10 protein-coding genes are annotated in these 16,443 nt (G+C 74.4%); 5 read left to right on the forward strand and 5 right to left on the reverse strand.

What is annotated here, in order from left to right; genetic code table 11:
* The first annotated feature begins 88 nt into the window (after positions 1-88).
* Together CG736_RS32145 and CG736_RS32150 are read left to right on the forward strand one after the other, a co-directional pair.
* A complete protein-coding gene (locus tag CG736_RS32145; RefSeq protein WP_232734324.1) occupies positions 89-2,725 on the forward strand; it encodes an SdrD B-like domain-containing protein in 2,637 nt (878 codons plus the stop codon).
* A gap of 219 nt (positions 2,726-2,944) precedes the next feature.
* Positions 2,945-5,602, forward strand: coding sequence for an SdrD B-like domain-containing protein (locus CG736_RS32150; RefSeq protein WP_232734325.1), 2,658 nt, complete (start codon positions 2,945-2,947; stop codon positions 5,600-5,602).
* A gap of 69 nt (positions 5,603-5,671) precedes the next feature.
* Here the strand turns inward: CG736_RS32150 and CG736_RS32155 are convergent, their stop codons facing one another.
* Positions 5,672-6,742, reverse strand: a complete 1,071-nt coding sequence (locus CG736_RS32155) for a mechanosensitive ion channel family protein (protein ID WP_100589661.1) — start codon at positions 6,740-6,742, stop codon at positions 5,672-5,674.
* A gap of 309 nt (positions 6,743-7,051) precedes the next feature.
* On the opposite strand from CG736_RS32155, the gene CG736_RS32160 reads away from it, so the two are divergent.
* A complete protein-coding gene (locus tag CG736_RS32160) occupies positions 7,052-7,669 on the forward strand; it encodes an HNH endonuclease (protein ID WP_043909950.1) in 618 nt (205 codons plus the stop codon).
* Between the two features lie 90 nt (positions 7,670-7,759).
* Here the strand turns inward: CG736_RS32160 and CG736_RS32165 are convergent, their stop codons facing one another.
* On the reverse strand, positions 7,760-11,572 hold the full coding sequence (locus tag CG736_RS32165; RefSeq protein ID WP_304528234.1) for a beta-N-acetylglucosaminidase domain-containing protein: 3,813 nt from the start codon (positions 11,570-11,572) through the stop codon (positions 7,760-7,762).
* A gap of 402 nt (positions 11,573-11,974) precedes the next feature.
* Here CG736_RS32165 and malQ point away from each other — a divergent pair, with 402 nt between their 5' ends.
* Together malQ and psbW are read left to right on the forward strand one after the other, a co-directional pair.
* Positions 11,975-14,098 carry a 4-alpha-glucanotransferase gene (gene malQ, locus CG736_RS32170; RefSeq protein WP_100589662.1) on the forward strand — a complete coding sequence of 708 codons (2,124 nt, stop codon included), beginning with the start codon at positions 11,975-11,977 and terminating at the stop codon, positions 14,096-14,098.
* 21 nt (positions 14,099-14,119) lie between these two features.
* Positions 14,120-14,338, forward strand: coding sequence for a photosystem II reaction center protein PsbW (gene psbW, locus CG736_RS32175; protein WP_083462161.1), 219 nt, complete (start codon positions 14,120-14,122; stop codon positions 14,336-14,338).
* A gap of 101 nt (positions 14,339-14,439) precedes the next feature.
* On the opposite strand, the gene CG736_RS32180 is transcribed toward psbW, so the two are convergent.
* From CG736_RS32180 to CG736_RS32190, 3 genes are all read right to left on the reverse strand, one after another.
* Positions 14,440-15,126: an alpha/beta hydrolase gene (locus tag CG736_RS32180; RefSeq protein WP_100589741.1), complete on the reverse strand. Its 687-nt coding sequence runs from the start codon at positions 15,124-15,126 to the stop codon at positions 14,440-14,442.
* Positions 15,127-15,246: 120 nt separating this feature from the next.
* A complete protein-coding gene (locus CG736_RS32185) occupies positions 15,247-15,933 on the reverse strand; it encodes an FAD:protein FMN transferase (protein ID WP_100589742.1) in 687 nt (228 codons plus the stop codon).
* A gap of 23 nt (positions 15,934-15,956) precedes the next feature.
* A complete protein-coding gene (locus tag CG736_RS32190; RefSeq protein WP_100589663.1) occupies positions 15,957-16,433 on the reverse strand; it encodes an FMN-binding protein in 477 nt (158 codons plus the stop codon).
* Positions 16,434-16,443: the final 10 nt, after the last annotated feature.

A 16,443-nucleotide genomic window follows, 5' to 3' on the forward strand; every position in this document is an offset into this window, starting at 1 on the left:
GTTCCGTGGTTCGTCCAGGTGCCGCTAACCTTCCGTCACATCGTGCGTCTCCTCGGGGGAGTGGGCGCCGACCACAGGAGGGGAGAACGTGCAACACAAGAGAAGCGGGTACCGGCGTCCTGCCGCGCTGGCCGCTCTGCTGGCGGCCGGGATAGCCACCGGCCCGGCGGTCTCGGCGCCGGCCGCCACGGCGGACGGTTCGGTGACGGTGCGGGTGGTTCGCGCCGTGGACGAGAGCGGGACGTACAACCTGGTCCTGAATCCGGGGATGGCCGGGGTGACGGTGACGTTGACCGGCGAGGACGGTGCGGTGCGGACGGCGGTGACGGCGGCCGACGGCACGGTGACGCTGAAGCCCGCGAAGGCGACCGCGAGCGGCAAGTACCGGGTGGACGTGGTGAATCCGAAGCCGGGCGTGCTGTATCCGGCGTTCGCGTCCCGTGAGGGCCTGGCCGGTGCGCCGGACAAGCTGAGCAGCAACACGGAGTTCGTCGACCTGTCGGCGGGCAAGCAGGCCACGCTGACGACCGGTCTGTGGAACCCGGCCGACTACTGCCAGCAGAACGCCCCGCTGGCGACGGCCTGCCAGCCCGCGGTGACCGACCCGGCGACCAAGCGGACCGTACTGAGCTACCCGTACCAGGCCCGTGGCGTGAACCAGGACGTCACCGACCTCAGCACCTCCGCCGGCACCGGCAACGTGTTCGGCCTGGCCTGGGACCGGGACGGCCGGCGGCTGTTCAGCTCGGCCCAGGCGAAGCGCGACACGAACTACGGCCCCGGCGGGGCGGGCGGAATCTACGTCACCGACCCGGCGACGAAGACCACCAAGCTGTTCACCACCGTCCCCGACGCGGGCAGCAGTGTGCACGAAGGCCTCCTCGACCCGGCGTTCATGGCGGCGGTCGGCAAGGAGAGCCTGGGCGGGCTGAAGCTCAGCGAGGACGGCCGCGACCTGTACGTGGTCAACCTCAACAACCGCAAGCTGTACCGGTACGACGCCACGGCGAAGACGGTCGAGAAGCCCAAGGCCGTCTACGCGATCCCGACGCCGGACTGCCCGTCGGCGGACGACTGGCGGCCGTTCGGCCTCGGCATGCAGGACGGCGTCGGCTACGTCGGCGGCGTCTGCTCCGGCCAGTCCACCCAGAAGGTCGGCGACCTGCGGGCGATCGTGCTGCCGTTCGACCCGGCCACCGGGAAGTTCGGTGCGGCCGTGCTGAACCAGCCGATGGACCACCGGGGCACGCCCGCCGTCCCCTGCAACACCTACAACTGGTACCCGTGGACGGACGTCAAGCCGGCCGACCGCTGCAACTTCTACGGGCAGCCCGAGCTCGGCGAGATCGGGTTCGAGACGGACGGCTCCATGCTGCTGTCCTTCCGCGACCGCTACCCCGACCAGGCCAACGTCTACCCGAGCGCCGGGCAGCCGGCTCCTCCGGGCGGTGTGATGGCGCTCGCGTCCGGTGACCTGAACAAGGCGTGCAAGTCCGGTGACACGTACGTGATGGACGTCAACCTCGGCTGCGGGATCACCACCCGCGGCAAGGGTTTCTACGACGTCCGCCGCTACTACGACTCGCACACCTACGCCTCGTACGCGGGCATGGCGCTGTCCAAGGTGGAGAACTCCATCGCCACCTCCGGCTACGACGTGCTCGACCACGTCGTCACCGCCGGCACCATGTTCACCCTGCGCACCGGCGAGAAGGACCCGGGCATGGGGCAGGAGCTCTCCGACGGCCGCTCCAGCTTCGGCAAGGGCTCCGCAATGGGCGACCTGGAGGTGCTCTGCGACCGGGCGCCGCTGCAGATCGGCAACCGGGTCTGGTACGACCCGGAGCGCTCGGGCCTGCAACTGCCGCAGCAGAAGCCGGTCGTGGGCGCGACGGTGAACCTGTACGACGCCGACGGCAAGAAGGTCGGCACGGCGAAGACCACCGCGCGCGGCGAGTACTACTTCGACGACACCAACGTCACCGGCGGCCTGAAGCCCAACACCGCCTACACCGTCAAGCTCGACAACCCGGCGGACTACGCCAAGGGCGGCCCGCTGTACCACTGGGTCCCGACCAAGGCGAACGTCGGCGACAACCGGACGATCGACTCCGACGGGACGATCCCCAAGGGCGGCACGTACGTCGAGCGGGCGCTGGAGACCGGCGGCCCCGGTCAGAACGACCACACCTTCGACTTCGGCTTCGCCCGCCAGCAGGGCGAGTTGCGCCTGGTGAAGAACGACCAGGACGGCAAGCCGCTGCCGGGGGCGGTGTTCCAGCTGTGGCGGGAGTCGAACGACACCGAGGGGCTGCAGCAGGACGGCGACACCAAGGTCGGCGAGCCCTGCACCACCGGCGACGACGGCACCTGCCGCACGGTCGCCGACCAGGGCGCGTACTACTGGCAGGAGGTCGCCCCGCCCAAGGGCTACCAGGCGCCTGAACAGCCCGTCCTCGGGCCGGTTGTGCTGGACGACGAGCACCTGGAGGGCGGCGTCACCACGACCGCCGTCAACAAGCTGATCCCGCCGCCGCCCACCACCCCGGCCCCCACCCCGCCGGCGACGCCGAGGCCCACCCAGGCCCCGATGCAGCCGTCGGGCGGCAGCCTGGCCTTCACCGGCACGGACGACACCGCCCTCAGGTACACCCTGGTCGGCGGAGTGGCGCTGTTGGTGGCCGGCGCCGGCGTGCTGATCGCCGTGCGGAGGCGTCGCGCCTGAGGCGGTGACAGCAGTGGCGCAGGGGCTCCGGGACCACCCCGGGGCCCCTGTCGGCATTCGTGACTGAGCGAACGTCATCTCCGTTATGCAGTCGTGCCGTTGCCCTAATCCGGCGAAAACGGAATCCGAGGTTCCGAGCGCCCTCCGGGACCCGCTAGCCTCCGTCCCAACGGGCGCGCCCCTCCCGGGGGGAGGAGCACGCCGGAACGAAGGAGGAACGTGCAACTCAAGAGAAGCGGGTACCGGCGTCCTGCCGCGCTGGCCGCTCTGCTGGCGGCCGGGATAGCGACCGGTCCGGCAGTCTCCGCGCCCGCGGTCACCGCGGACGGTTCGGTGACGGTGCGGGTGGTCCGCGCCGTGGACGAGAGCGGGACGTACAGCCCGGCGCTGGAGCCGGGGATGGCCGGGGTGACGGTGACGTTGACCGGCGAGGACGGCGCGGTGCGCACCGCGGTGACGGCCGCCGACGGCACGGTGACGCTGAAGCCCGCCAAGGCGACGGCGAGCGGCAAGTACCGGGTGGACGTGGTCAATCCCCAACCCGGCCTGCTGTACCCGGCGTTCGCGTCCCGCGAGGGCCTGGCCGCGCCGGACAGGCTGAGCAGCAGCACCGAGTTCGTCGACCTGTCCGGCGGCAAGCAGGCCACGCTGACGACCGGCCTGTGGAACCCGGCCGACTACTGCCAGCAGAACGCCCCGCTGGCCACCGCTTGCCAGCCCGCCACCAGTGAACCGGCCGACCGGCACACCCTGGTGAGCCTCCCGTACCGGACCCGTAAGTCGGCCGACGCCTCCGGGCAGGTGACCGACCTGGCGACCGGCGCGCAGACCGGCACGGTGTTCGGTCTGGCCTGGAACCGGGACGACCGGCGGCTGTTCAGTTCCGCGCAGGCCAAGTCCGGTACCGGTTACGGCCCGGGCGGGCCGGGCGCGATCTACGTCACCGACCCGGAGACGAAGGCGACCGCGCTGTTCACCACCGTCCCGGACACCGGCGCCACCGCGCACGCGGGCGACGACGCAGGCTTCATTGCGGCGCCGGGCAAGGAGAGTCTCGGCGGGCTGAAGCTCAGCGAGGACGGCCGCGACCTGTACGTGGTCAACCTCCACGACCGGAAGCTGTACCGGTACGACGCCACGGCGAAGACGGTGGAGAAGCCCAAGGCCGTGTACGCGATCCCGACGCCGGACTGCCCGTCGGCGGACGACTGGCGGCCGTTCGGCCTCGGCATGCAGGACGGCGTCGGCTACCTCGGCGGCATCTGCTCCGGCCAGTCCACCCAGAAGACCGAGGACCTGCGGGCGATCGTCCTGCCGTTCGACCCGGCCACCGGGAAGTTCGGTGCGGCCGTGCTCGACCAGCCGCTCGACTACCCGCGCCAGCCGTCCTACTTCCGGGCCGCCGACCCGCTCTGCCGGGGTGCGGGCTGGTATCCGTGGACGGACGTCTGGCCGGCCGGCGAAGGCGGGAAGCCGTGCGGCGGGGCCGGGTTCGCCAAGCCCGAACCGGTGCTCGGCGAGATCGGCTTCGAGACCGACGGCTCGATGCTGCTGGCCTTCCGCGACCGGGCCGCCGACCGCGTCTCCGGCGCGAACCTGACGGCCCCGGTCTGGGCCAACGGTGACCTGGACAAGGCCTGCAAGTCCGGTGGCACGTACGTGATGGACGTCAACGGCGGCTGCGGCCTCGGCCCGCGCGGCACCAAGTTCTTCGACTCCCACCGGGTCACCATCAACGGCGTCACCTACCACCCGAACGCCGCCTACGCGGGCCTGGCGCTGTCCAAGGTGGAGACCTCCATCGCTGCCGCCGGCGTCGACCCGGACGACACCACCTACGGCTACGGCCCGCTCTTCACCCTGCGCGACGGCACCGTGGACCCCGGCGCGGGGGTGCGCCTGAACCCGCTCAACCAGCGTGCGGCCTTCGGCAAGGGCACCTCGATGGGCGACCTCGAAGTGCTCTGCGACCGTGCCCCGCTGCAGATCGGCAACCGGGTCTGGTACGACCCGGAGCGCTCCGGTCAGCAGCTCCCGCAGCAGAAGTCGGCCGCCGGAGTGACCGTCAACCTGTACGACGCGGACGGCAAGAAGGTCGGCACCGCGAAGACCACCGAGCGCGGTGAGTACTACTTCGACAACACCAACGTCACCGGCGGTCTGAAGCCGAACACGGCCTACACCGTCCGCCTCGACAACCCGGCCGACTACGCCGAGGGCGGCCCGCTGTACCACTGGCTGCCGGCCAAGGCCGACGCCCACGGGCAGTTCGCGGAGCGGGCGTTGACCACCGGCGGTCCGGGGCAGAACGACCACGGCTTCGACTTCGGGTTCACGCCCCAGCAGGGCGCGCTGCGCCTGGTCAAGCACGACCAGGACGGCAAGCCGCTGCCGGGGGCGGTGTTCCAGCTGTGGCGGGAGTCGAACGGCACCGACGGCCTGCAGCAGGACGGCGACACCAAGGTCGGCGAGCCGTGCACCACCGGCGCGGACGGCACCTGCGCCGCGACCGTCGACCAGGGCACGTACTACTGGCAGGAGGTCGCCCCGCCCAAGGGCTACCAGGCCCCTGAGCAGCCGGTCCTCGGGCCGGTGGTCCTGGACGACGAGCACTTGGCGGACGGTGTCACCACCACCGCCGTCAACAAGCCGGTCCCCCCGCAGCCCACCACCCCGGCCCCCACCCCGCCGCCCACGCCCGGCGTCGACCCGGTGCCCGCGCCGCCGCAGAGCGGTTCGCCGCAGCCGTCGTCGCCCGGCGGCCTGGCCTTCACCGGCCTGGACGACACCGCCCTCAGGTACGCCCTGGTCGGCGGAGCGGCGCTGTTGGTGGCCGGCGCCGGCGTGCTGATCGCCGTGCGGAGGCGTCGCGCCTGACGCAGTGACAGCGACGGCCGGGGCCACGGGAGTTCGAACTCCCGTGGCCCCGGCCGTCGGTGCGTCGCGCTACGGCTGGGTCGGTATCGGCTTGGCCGCCAGCGAGCGCGCCGAGCTGGGGTCGGACAGCGCGGACGGCGGCAGGATCTCGGGCGCGGCGGCCTGGGCGGGGACGGCGGCCGGGGCCTCCTCCTTGAGCTTGACGCCGGCCAGGTCGAACGCGGCCTTGATGCGCAGCCGCAGCGCGCGGGAGACCTGCGCGGACTTGCCGGGCGTGCAGCGGGCCTCGATCCGCAGCTCCAACGAGTCGACGGCCACCGACTCGACGCCGAGGACCTTGACCCGGCCCCAGATCAGCTCGTCGTAGGGGGCTTCCTTGGAGAGCTGCTCGGCGGCCTCGGTGATCAGCAGCTCGACCCGCTCCAGGTCCTCCTTGTAGCCGACCTGGACGTCCACCGAGGCGGTGCCCCAGCCCTGGCTCATGTTGGCGATCCGCTTGACCTCGCCGTTGCGGATGTACCAGATCTCGCCGCCGGAGCCGCGCAGCTTGGTGACCCGCAGACCGACCTCCAGCACGGTGCCGGTGGCGACGCCGGTGTCGATCTCGTCGCCGACGCCGTACTGGTCCTCCATGATCATGAAGACGCCGGAGAGGAAGTCGGTGACCAGGTTGCGGGCGCCGAAACCGATCGCCACACCGGCGACACCGGCGGAGGCCAGCAGCGGGGCCAGGTCCACGCCGAGCACCGACAGGGCCATCAGCGAGGCGGTGCCGAGGATGCTGAAGGACGCCACCGAGCGCAGCACCGAGCCGATCGCCTCGGAACGCTGCTGGCGGCGCTCGGTGTTGACGACGCCGCTGTTGGCCAGCAGCCCGCCGATCACGCCGTGGTCGTTGTCGGCCTCGGCGGGGCGGCCCATCCGGGCGACCAGCTTGTCGATGACCTTGCGGACCACCGCCCGCAGTATCAGTGCGAGCAGCATGATGAAGACGATCCGCAGCCCGTCGATCAGCCAGCCCTGCCAGTTGTCGTCGAGCCAGCTGGCGGCCTGCCGGGTGGAGTCGGTCACCTCGGCGGCGCTGGTGGGCAGGTTGAAGGTCGGCGTGGCGGCGTCGGGAGGAGTGTCGTCGGCGAGCATCGCCCCACTCTAGGGCCTGGCCATCGGGCCCCCGCGACCTCGTTCACCCGCCCGGACGGCCGGTCGGACCGGTTCCGGCCACCGTCCGCACCGCCCCGGCCACGGTGGGTGCAGGAGGGCCCCGAGCTGGGCATACCGCCTATGGGCGGTCGCGCAAGATCCACCCTGCGCGGGTGGCCCGTTCACAGAGAAATGGTGGCGTCGTACGAGGGCGTAAGGCGACACTGAGGGAGATCGCGCCCCGCAAGGGGCACGATCGCCCGCTCGACTCGGCGCGAGCCACGCGCCGCAGGCGTCCAAGGAGGCCCCGTGCCGCATGTCCTTGTCCTCAACGCGTCGTACGAGCCACTCGGTGTCGTCTCGATGCGACGCGCACTCATCCTGGTCCTCAACCACAAGGCGATCGCCCTGGAGGACGCGGGAACCACTCTGCACAGCGCCACCAGCGCCGTTCCGGCGCCGTCCGTCGTCAAACTGACCCGTTTCGTGCGGGTTCCCTACCGAGGCCCCGTGCCGCTCACCCGGCGCGCGCTGTTCGCCCGCGACCACGGGCGATGCGTGTACTGCGGGGCCGCAGCCACCAGTGTCGACCACGTGATCCCGCGCAGTCGGGGCGGTCAGCACCGCTGGGACAACGTGGTGGCGGCCTGCCGCCGCTGCAACCACACCAAGGCCGACCGGCACCTCGCCGACCTCGGCTGGCGGATGAAGCGCCCCCCGGCCGCGCCCAGCGGCCTGGCCTGGCGGGTCATCGGCACCGGGATCAAGGACCCCCGCTGGCGGCCCTACCTGGAGCCGTACGGCGGCCTCGACCAGTTCCGGGACTTCGAACACCACGACCATACGGAGCTGCCGCCCGCCGTTCCGTCCCCGGTCCGCACCCGTTCCGTCCGCCGCGGCGAGCAGCACGCTCCGCTCTCCGCCTGACCAGACAAGGGCCTGCCCGACACGACATTCGGTACGCCTCATGGGCCGCCGGCGCACCCCGCAGCGGGAGCGTCGGCGGCCCGCCGCGTGTCAGGGGGCCTGGACGCCGTACAGCTCGACGGCGGACAGCGTGTACCCGTAGCGGCCGGCCCGGCTGACGCCCTGCACCCGCAGGTACTGCGCGTCCTGGGCGTCGAAGCGGACCGTCTCGGTGCCGCCCTGCCCGTTCTCCACCACCGCCGCGGTGGTCCACGACACCCCGTCGGACGAGGTCTCCAGCCGGTACCGGGAGGCGTACGCGTCGCCCCAGCGCAGCACCGCCGTGCCCAGCCGGGCGGTCTGCGGCAGCCGCAGCTGCACCCAGGCGTCGTCCTTCGCGGGGGCCGTCCAGGAGGTCTTCGGGTCGCCGTCGGCGATCGCCGCCGCCGGGGTCTTCCCGCTGTCGTCGCCCGAGGAGGAGGCGGTGGCGGAACGGGCCAGGTCCGGGCCGCCGGTCGGCGGGACCACGTGCACCTGGAGCTCCTGGCGGACCGTCAGGCCGCCCGCCGTGAACACCACCGGCACCCGGTAGGTGCCGGACGGGGTGTCGGCGGCCGCCGAGACCTGCACCGGGGCGGTGGCCCTGCCGCCGCGCGGCACCGTCACGGTCGGGGCCGGTGTCACCGTCAGGCCGTTGGCGACCGCCGGGACCTCCGCCGTCAGCCGGCCGGTCAGCGCGTCCGCCCGGCCCGACTCCACGGTGGCCCGGGTCTGCGCCGGGGCGGCGGCGCCCGCCACCACGTCCAGCGTCGGATCGGCCAGCGTCACCCGGGCCGCGGGGACGTCCGCGTACCAGGGGATCACCTGGTTGACCACCGGGGCCTCGCCGCCGGGACGCCACACCAGGCGGATCGAGTCCACCGGGGCGCCGTCGGCGCGCAGCTCGTTGTAGCCGGGGTGGACCGGTCCGAGGTCGACCCAGGCGCCGTCCGGGTGGCGCACCTGCGCGGTCGCCTCGGCGCGCACCGTCGGGTCGGTCAGCACCGTCAGCCGGTCCAGCGGGCGGGCCGCGCCCAGCTCCACGGTCAGCGGGGCGCCGCCCGCGGCGGGCGGGGCCGCCGCCCGGAACGCCGAGTCCGGGTCGCCCGACAGCACCGCGCCCGGCGAGGAGCCGGGCACCGCGGGCGGGCCGCTCACCTCGGCGTCCACCACGCCCGGGGCGCCGGCGGTGAACTCGCGCACCGCGACCGCGGTCTTCTGCCCGCCGGTGGCGCGCAGCCGCACCGCCTTGGCGACCGCGCCCGCCGGGGCGTTCGCGATCACCACCCGCTGGTCGTGCACCGTCGCCAGCTGCTGCCAGCCGCCCGAGCCGCTGAAGTACTCCAGCACCCCGTCGCGCAGGTAGTCGTCGGTGGCCGACGCCGCGTCGGGGTCGTCGCCCCGCCCGCCCATCAGCACCGTCACGGTGCCCAGCGGCTTCGCGGTGCCGAGGTCCAGGCCGAAGCTGTCGCCGACCTGCGGCGGCGCCGCCGACCAGTAGAAGGTCTGCGCGGAGCCGTCCGCCATCAGCGCCGGGCCGTGGTCGTGCGCGGTGCCCATGGTGGTGGTCGGGGAGGCGCCGGCGGTGATGCCCGCCCAGGTGTCGGCGGCCTTCACCGCCCGGTCCAGGAACGGGTCCAGCGCGCCCTTGCCGACCGTCACCGGGTTCTGCTCCAGCACCGACCGCTGCCGGCCCAGCTCCAGCCGGGCCTGCCAGGCCGCCGCGCCGTCGCCGGCGTGCTGCGCGGTCAGCATGTCCAGCGCGGCCCGGCCGGCCCTGCCGTACGCCGAGAGCCGGGCCAGCCACGGCGCGGCGTCCGCGCCCAGCGGGTCGGCGGCCAGCGTCCTCGGGGCGTCCGCCATCACCGTGAACGCGTCGCGCAGCGGCTGCGCCGCCTCCCGCAGCTTCCCCTGGTCGACCGCCCCGCCCGAGGCCGGCTCCGCGGCCGCCCAGAACCGTTCCACCAGCGGGGCCAGGTACGCCGACTCCTTGCCGCCGAGCGCCGAGGACGCGCTGTTGCCGGCCAGCGCGGCCACCGCGGCCTGCTGCGCCGGGCCGGCGGTCAGCAGCCGCAGCGCCGAGGACAGCGACTGCTCCGGCTGGTACCCGGCCGGCTGCCAGCCGAAGTCCGCGGCGGTGGCCAGCGGAATCCGGGACGCCACCGGCTGGCTCATCGCCGAGGTCAGCAGCACCGCGGAGCGCTGCGCCACCTCGGCGTCCCGGCCGCCGTAGCCGCCCAGGAACAGCCGGTCCGGCGCCGAGTCGTTCACCGGGTAGTTGTCCAGCGTCACCAACGGGCGGTGGAACAGGCCTGCGGTGTCGGCGAGTTGGCCGGCCGTCACCTGCTTGGCGATCGCCGCGCCGCCGCTCCACACCACCTGCACCTCGGCCGGCAGCGCCGCCGCCAGCGCCGACCGGTACGGCGTCGCGCCCTGCTTCTGGAACTCCGTCGGCATCACCGCCAGCGGCGCCAGCTCCGGGTGCGGCGCCACCAGCCGCTTCTGCACCGCGGCCGCCACCGCGGCCTGCGCCTTCGCCGCCGCCGCCGGGCCGGTGCCGAACTTCCGGCGGTCCGCGCCGCAGTGCCACTCGTCGTAGGAGACGTTCGCGAAGTCCAACTGGAAAGCCCGGAAGCCCAGTTGACGCAGCCCGTCGAGCTTGGCGACCAGCGCGTCCAGGTCCTTGCCGGAGGAGAAGCAGAACGACTGCCCCGGGTTCACCGCGTACGCCAGCGTCACGTGGTTGTCCCGGGCCCGGCCCGCCAGATCCGTCAACTCCCGTACCTGATCGGCCGGGTAGGGCTCGCGCCAGCGCCTGGAGCGGTACGGGTCGCCGCCCGGCGCGTACAGGAAGAAGTTCTGCTTGGTGCGGCCCAGGAAGTCCATCGCCGCCAGCCGCTGCGCGGCGCTCCACGGCTCCCCGTAGAACGACTCGGCGGTGCCGCGCACCGGCGCGCCGCTCGGCCAGTCCCGCACCAGCACGCCCGGGAAGCCCTTGTCGCCCACCGCGCCCTGGCCCTGGCCCGGACCGATCGGGGACAGCAGCTGCGCCAGGCTCTGCGTCGCGTAGAACGTGCCCTCGCCGTCGACGCCCGCCAGCACCACCGCGCCGTACGCGCCGCCCGCGGTGGGCAGCTGACCCGTCGCCAGCAGGTGGCCGCCGGACGGCAGGCCCGCCAGCGGCGGCACCTCGGTGTCCTTCAGGCCGGCCGCCACCGCGAGGGCGCGCAGCGCCCGGTCGGTCGCGCCGCCCGCGCCCTCGTGCGGGCCGCCCACGAACACCACCAGCGACCCCGCCGCCGGCGTCGCGGGGGCCTCCGGCACGGTCGCCACCTCGGTCGCGCCGGCCCGGTGCAGCAGCGTGCGCACCGCGTCCACCGCCGGGCCGTCCGCGCCGTCCGCCAGCACCACCGTCACCTGCCGGGGCACCGACACCGGCCGACCGCCCGGCCGCAGCTGCTGCGGGCGGGGGAACACCTGGGGGTCCGCCAGCGAGCCCAGCGGCAGCGACGCCTCCGCCGCGCCCGGGACGTCCGCCTCCGCGGACACCGCCCGGCGGTCGCCCGGCTCCGCCGCGAAGCTCTGCGCCGGGATCAGCAGCCCGCCGACCACCGCCGCCGCCGACAGCGTCGCCGCCAGCCGCAGTGCGCTGCCGCGCCGCCCCGCCCGCCGCTCGGCGCGCACCGAGGCCAGCAGCGGGTCCGTGCCCTTGAGGTCGGCGATGAACCGGTCCGCGGCGCGCGGTGCGAGTTGACGGGCCGTCCGGGCCGCCGTCCGGCGCGCCGTCAGCGCCGCCGGGTGGTACAGCACCTCGCGCAGCGCCGTGCTCTGCTCCAACTGCTGCCGCAGTCGACGCCCTGCCGCCACCGACACCCGCGCCTGCACCGGAGCCTCCTCGCCCTGAACGCCCAGTTCACCGGCCCCCCGGCCCGCCCCGGCCCCCCGCGGCCATCCGGCCCGACCAGCCCATCAGCTCTCCGCGTCCCTGTCAACGCCCCTGGCAGCTATGTCCGTTATCGCACGATATTGCCGCGCTTCCGAACGCCCGGACGACACCGCGCGGATGACGGGGCGACACCCGGGGGCCGAGGGCCGCGTGGCCGAGCCGGCCCTGCCGCGCCGGGGCGCCCGGCAACCCGGCGACGGGACGTTCACCCGTCCGGCGCGGGCCCGGGGCCGTGTCGATCGGGGTCGGCGGACAGGTGCGCGGGTAGGACTGTGGCTGTTGGCGTTCGGGAGTCCGAGGACGGAGTGCGCTGAGTGGCCGCATACCTTGACCGTGAGCAGATGGGGACCGAGCAGGTGCCGGCGGAGGACAACCCGCCCGCGCCACCGGAACTGCTGGCGCTGGCCCACGCGTACGGGGTGGACACCGAGTACGACGCCGGGGCCGGGCCGGTCCAGGTCTCGCCGCGCACCCTCGGCGCCGTGCTCGCCGCACTGGGCGTGGCGGCGGCGACGCCCGAGTTCGCCGCCGAGGCGCTGGAGCGGCACCGCGCCGAACAGGCCCGGCGGCTGCTGCCGCCCACCGTGGTCGCCTGGCAGGGCCGGCGCACCGCGCTCGACCTGCCGGCGGACGCCGAGGTGCGGCTGGAACTGGAGGACGGCGGCTCCTGGGAACTCGCCCACGACCACTCCTGGTGGCTGCCGGAGGACGTCCCGCTCGGCCGGCACACCCTGCACGTGACGGCGGGCGAACGGACCGGCCGCGCCGCGCTGATCGTCGCCCCGCCGCGCATCCCCGAACCGCGGCAGCGCAGTTGGGGCTTCCTCGCCCAGCTGTACTCGGTGCTGAGCGACCGGTCCTGGGGCATGGGCGACCTCGCCGACCTCGCCGACCTCGCCCAGTGGGCGGGCGCCGAACTCGGCGCCGGCTTCCTGCAGATCAACCCGCTGCACGCGGGCATGCCCGGCGCGCCCTCCGACCCGTCCCCCTACCGCCCGTCCTCCCGCCGCTTCGCCGACCCGGTGCACCTGCGGATCGAGGCGATCCCCGAGTACACCCGGCACGAGGAGGTCCGCGACCTGGCCCGCCGGGCCCGGCTGCTGCGCGAGGAAGTGCTGGAACACGACGCGCTGATCGACCGCGACGCGGTCTGGTCGCTGAAGCGGCAGGCGCTGGAACTGCTGCACACCGTGCCGCGCGGCGTCGGCCGGGAAGCCGCGTACCGGGCGTTCGTCCGCCGTGAGGGGCAGTGGCTGGAACGGTACGCGGTGTGGAACGCGCTGGCGGAGGTGCACGGCGCCGCCTGGCACTCCTGGCCGAAGGGCCTGCGCCACCCGTCCAACCCCCAAGTGGCCGCCGAGAAAGCCGTGTTGACGGACCGGATCGAGTTCCACCGCTGGCTGGCCTGGCTGGTCGACGACCAACTGCACGCCGCCCAGCGGGCCGCTGCCGACGCCGGCATGCCGCTCGGCCTGATCCACGACCTCGCCGTCGGCGTCCACCCCGACGGCGCGGACGCCTGGGTCCTGCAGGACGTCCTCGCCACCGGCATCTCCACCGGCGCCCCGCCCGACGCCTTCAACGCCCACGGCCAGGACTGGGGCCTGCCCCCGTGGCGCCCCGACGCCCTCGCCGAGACCGGCTACGCCCCCTACGCCGAACTGCTGCGGGCCGCCGCCCGGCACGCCGGCGCGATCCGGATCGACCACGTGATGGGCCTGTTCCGGCTCTGGTGGGTGCCCGTCGGCGCACGACCCACCGAAGGCACCTACGTCCGCTACGACGCCGAGGCGATGCTCGCCGTCCTCGCCCTGGAAGCCCACCGGGCCGGCACTGCCGTCATCGGCGAGGACCTCGGCACCGTCGAACCCGGCGTCCGCGAACGGCTCGCCGAGCACGGCGTGCTCGGCACCTCCGTGCTCTGGTTCGAACGCGACTGGCACGCCGACGGCGCCGTCCTGCCCCCCGAACGCTGGCGGGCCGGCTGCCTCGCCACCCTCACCACCCACGACCTGCCCAGCACCGCCGCCCGCCTCACCGGCGACCACGTCGCCCTCCGCCACCAGCTCGGCCTGCTGGCCCGCCCCCTCGCCGAGGAGCAGCAGGCCGCCGCCGCCGAACTCGCCGACTGGCAGCGCGAACTCGTCCGCCTCGGCCTGCTCCCCGACGGAGCGCCCGTCACCCCCGAGGCCCTGTACGCCTACCTGCTCGCCACCCCCGCCCGCCTGGTCGGCGTCTGGCTGCCCGACACCGTCCGCGACCCCCGCCCGCAGAACCTCCCCGGCACCTGGGACCAGTACCCCAACTGGCGCCTCCCGGTCGCCGACGCCACCGGAACCCCCCGCACCCTCGACCGCATCGCCACCGCCCCCGGCACCGCCGCGCTCGCCGCGACCCTCGCCCCGCTCGGCACTCCGACGGCGGGACACGCCGACAGGCGCACCCCGCCGGGCGAGCCGCTGTAGGGGGCCGGTACCTTGGGAAACGTGGACAAGAGGAACGCAATGCGCGCCGGTGCGGTCACCGCGGCGGCCACGCTGATGATGCTGATGTCGTCGCCCGCCATGGCGCTCGTACGCGACGACGGCGACGACCCGGGCGCCGGCCTGAGCGTCGGCCAGACCCTGGGCCTGTTTGTCGCCCTCCCGATCGTCTCCTTCCTGGTGATCGCGGGCCTCTGCATGATCCCGGGTCGGAAGAAGTAACCCTCCGGGTCCCCGGACCCGAACGGCGACTGCCGGGGCAGCCGAAACCCACCGTTTCGGCCACCCCGGCAGTCGCCGTCGTTCCTTCCCCGCAGCGCCGCTCACCGGTCGCCGGAATGCCGCGCCGCGAGCGCCAGCACCTCGGCGGTCCGCGACCCCGCCTCGACGGCGTGCCGGGCGGTGCTCGGCAGACAGCGGGCGCGCTCGGGGACGAACTCGGTCAGCACGACACCGGCGTGATCCGTGTCGACCTCGTCGAGCGACACCGGTCGGCCGCGCTCCTGCAGCGCCGCGTGCAACTCGCGCGAACGCGCGACCGGCACCACCGGATCGGCGGTGCCGTGCACCAGCCACACCGGCACCGGCGGCAGCGGGTCGTCCCCGCGGACGTCGTCGATCGGCACGGTGCCGGTGGACGGCGCCGGCGACCCGTACGCGCCGGCGATCCCCACCGCGGCGTGCGGCCGCCAACCGCCGAACGCCGCCGGATTCAGCGCCGCACCCACCGCGGCCTTGCCGCCCAGCGACCAACCGGCGAGCACGATCCGCCCGGGATCCCCGCCGAAGTCGGCCACGTTCCGCCGTGCGAAGACGACCGACTCCCACAGCTGCGCCCGCCCGCCGTCCGGAGCGTCGGGACGCCAGTCCGGCACCAGCACCACGACGCCCAGCTCCGCCGCCGCGCGGGCCACCGGCGAGAGGACGTCCCGCTCGTCGGGGCCCCGGCCGTGCCAGAGCAGCACCGCCGGCACCGGTCCCGACGCGCCCGCGGGCCGGTGGACGTCCATGAGCCTGCCGTCCGCCCCGTAACCGACGATCACCGCTGCGCCCCCGACCCCTCGTGCACCATGAACGGCGCCACGCTACCGGGGCGCTCTGCGCGCGGGACGGCGAGGGCGGACGGTCCGTCAGGGGAAGTCCGGCGTCTGCTCGCGGGTCCCGTCCGGGTGGACGGCGAGGGCCGGGATGCCGCGGGCGGTGAGCCAGGGCAGGGGGTCGGGCCTGGCGAAGGCCGCGGTGGCGAGGGCGTCGAGGCGGGCGAGGCGGGGGCCGACCAGGGTGAGGGAGGCGAGGGCGGTGGCGGGGCGGCCGGTGTGGGGGTCGAGGATGTGGGGGCCTCGTTCGGCGGTGCCGGAGGTGGCGACGGCGAGGTCGTGGCCGGTGACGACGTGGGCGACGGCGCCGGGGCGGTGCGGGTCGGCGATGCCGATGCGCCAGGGGCCGCCGGCGGTCTGGACGTCGCCGCCGCCGCTGACGCAGTGCTGGACGGAGCCGGCGTCACGCAGCGCCCGGGACGCCTCCTCGACGGCCCAGCCCTTGACCCAGCCGCTCGGGTCGAGGCGTCCGCCGGGTGTCGCGGTGAAGTAGCCGTCGGTCTCGGCGGCGAGCTCCGCGCAGCGCTCCAGCACCCACCGGACCTCGGGGTCGCAGGCGGCGAGTTCGAGCTCGCCGCGTCCGAGCCGGCTGATCTCGCTCTCCGGCCGGTACGGGGAGAACACCTCGTCGATCCGGTGCAGGCGGGCGACGATCCGGGTGAGGGCGTCGGCGGTGCCCGGGCCGGGGTCGCGGACGGTGAAGGAGAAGACCGTCCCCATCACGTGCTCGACGTGAGCGGCGGTCACTTCTTCGCCGCCCGGTCGAGCGCGCTCTGCAGCGACCGGGTGTAGCCGTCGCTGGTGTAGGTGGCGCCGGAGACCACGTCGATGTGCGCGTTCTGCGCGGCCATCGCCTCCTGGTTGAGCTCCGGGACGGCGTAGCTGTTGATCTCCTGGTCGCGGCGGTCCCGGTTGGGGTACTGGATCACGTCGATCTTGCTGATCGTGCTGCCGTCGAGCGTCACCCGGACCTGCACCGGCCCGTACCGGGTGTTGACGGCGTTGCCGGTGACGGTCCGGGTGCCGCCGGAAGCGGCCGTCGAGGACGCGGACGGGGAGGGCGCGGACGGGGAGGACGTCGGGCCGGCGCTGCTCCTCGGGCCGCCGGCGACCGGGGACGAGGAGATGGCGGCCGCGGTGGACGGGTCGTGCGGCTTCAGGGAGAGCAGCAGGACGACCCCGGCGGCGGTCGCGGAGGCGGTGATGACGGCTCGGCGCATGGCGGTGGGG

The organism is Kitasatospora sp. CB02891, assembly GCF_002803145.1.
GTDB classification, from domain to species: domain Bacteria; phylum Actinomycetota; class Actinomycetes; order Streptomycetales; family Streptomycetaceae; genus Kitasatospora; species Kitasatospora griseola.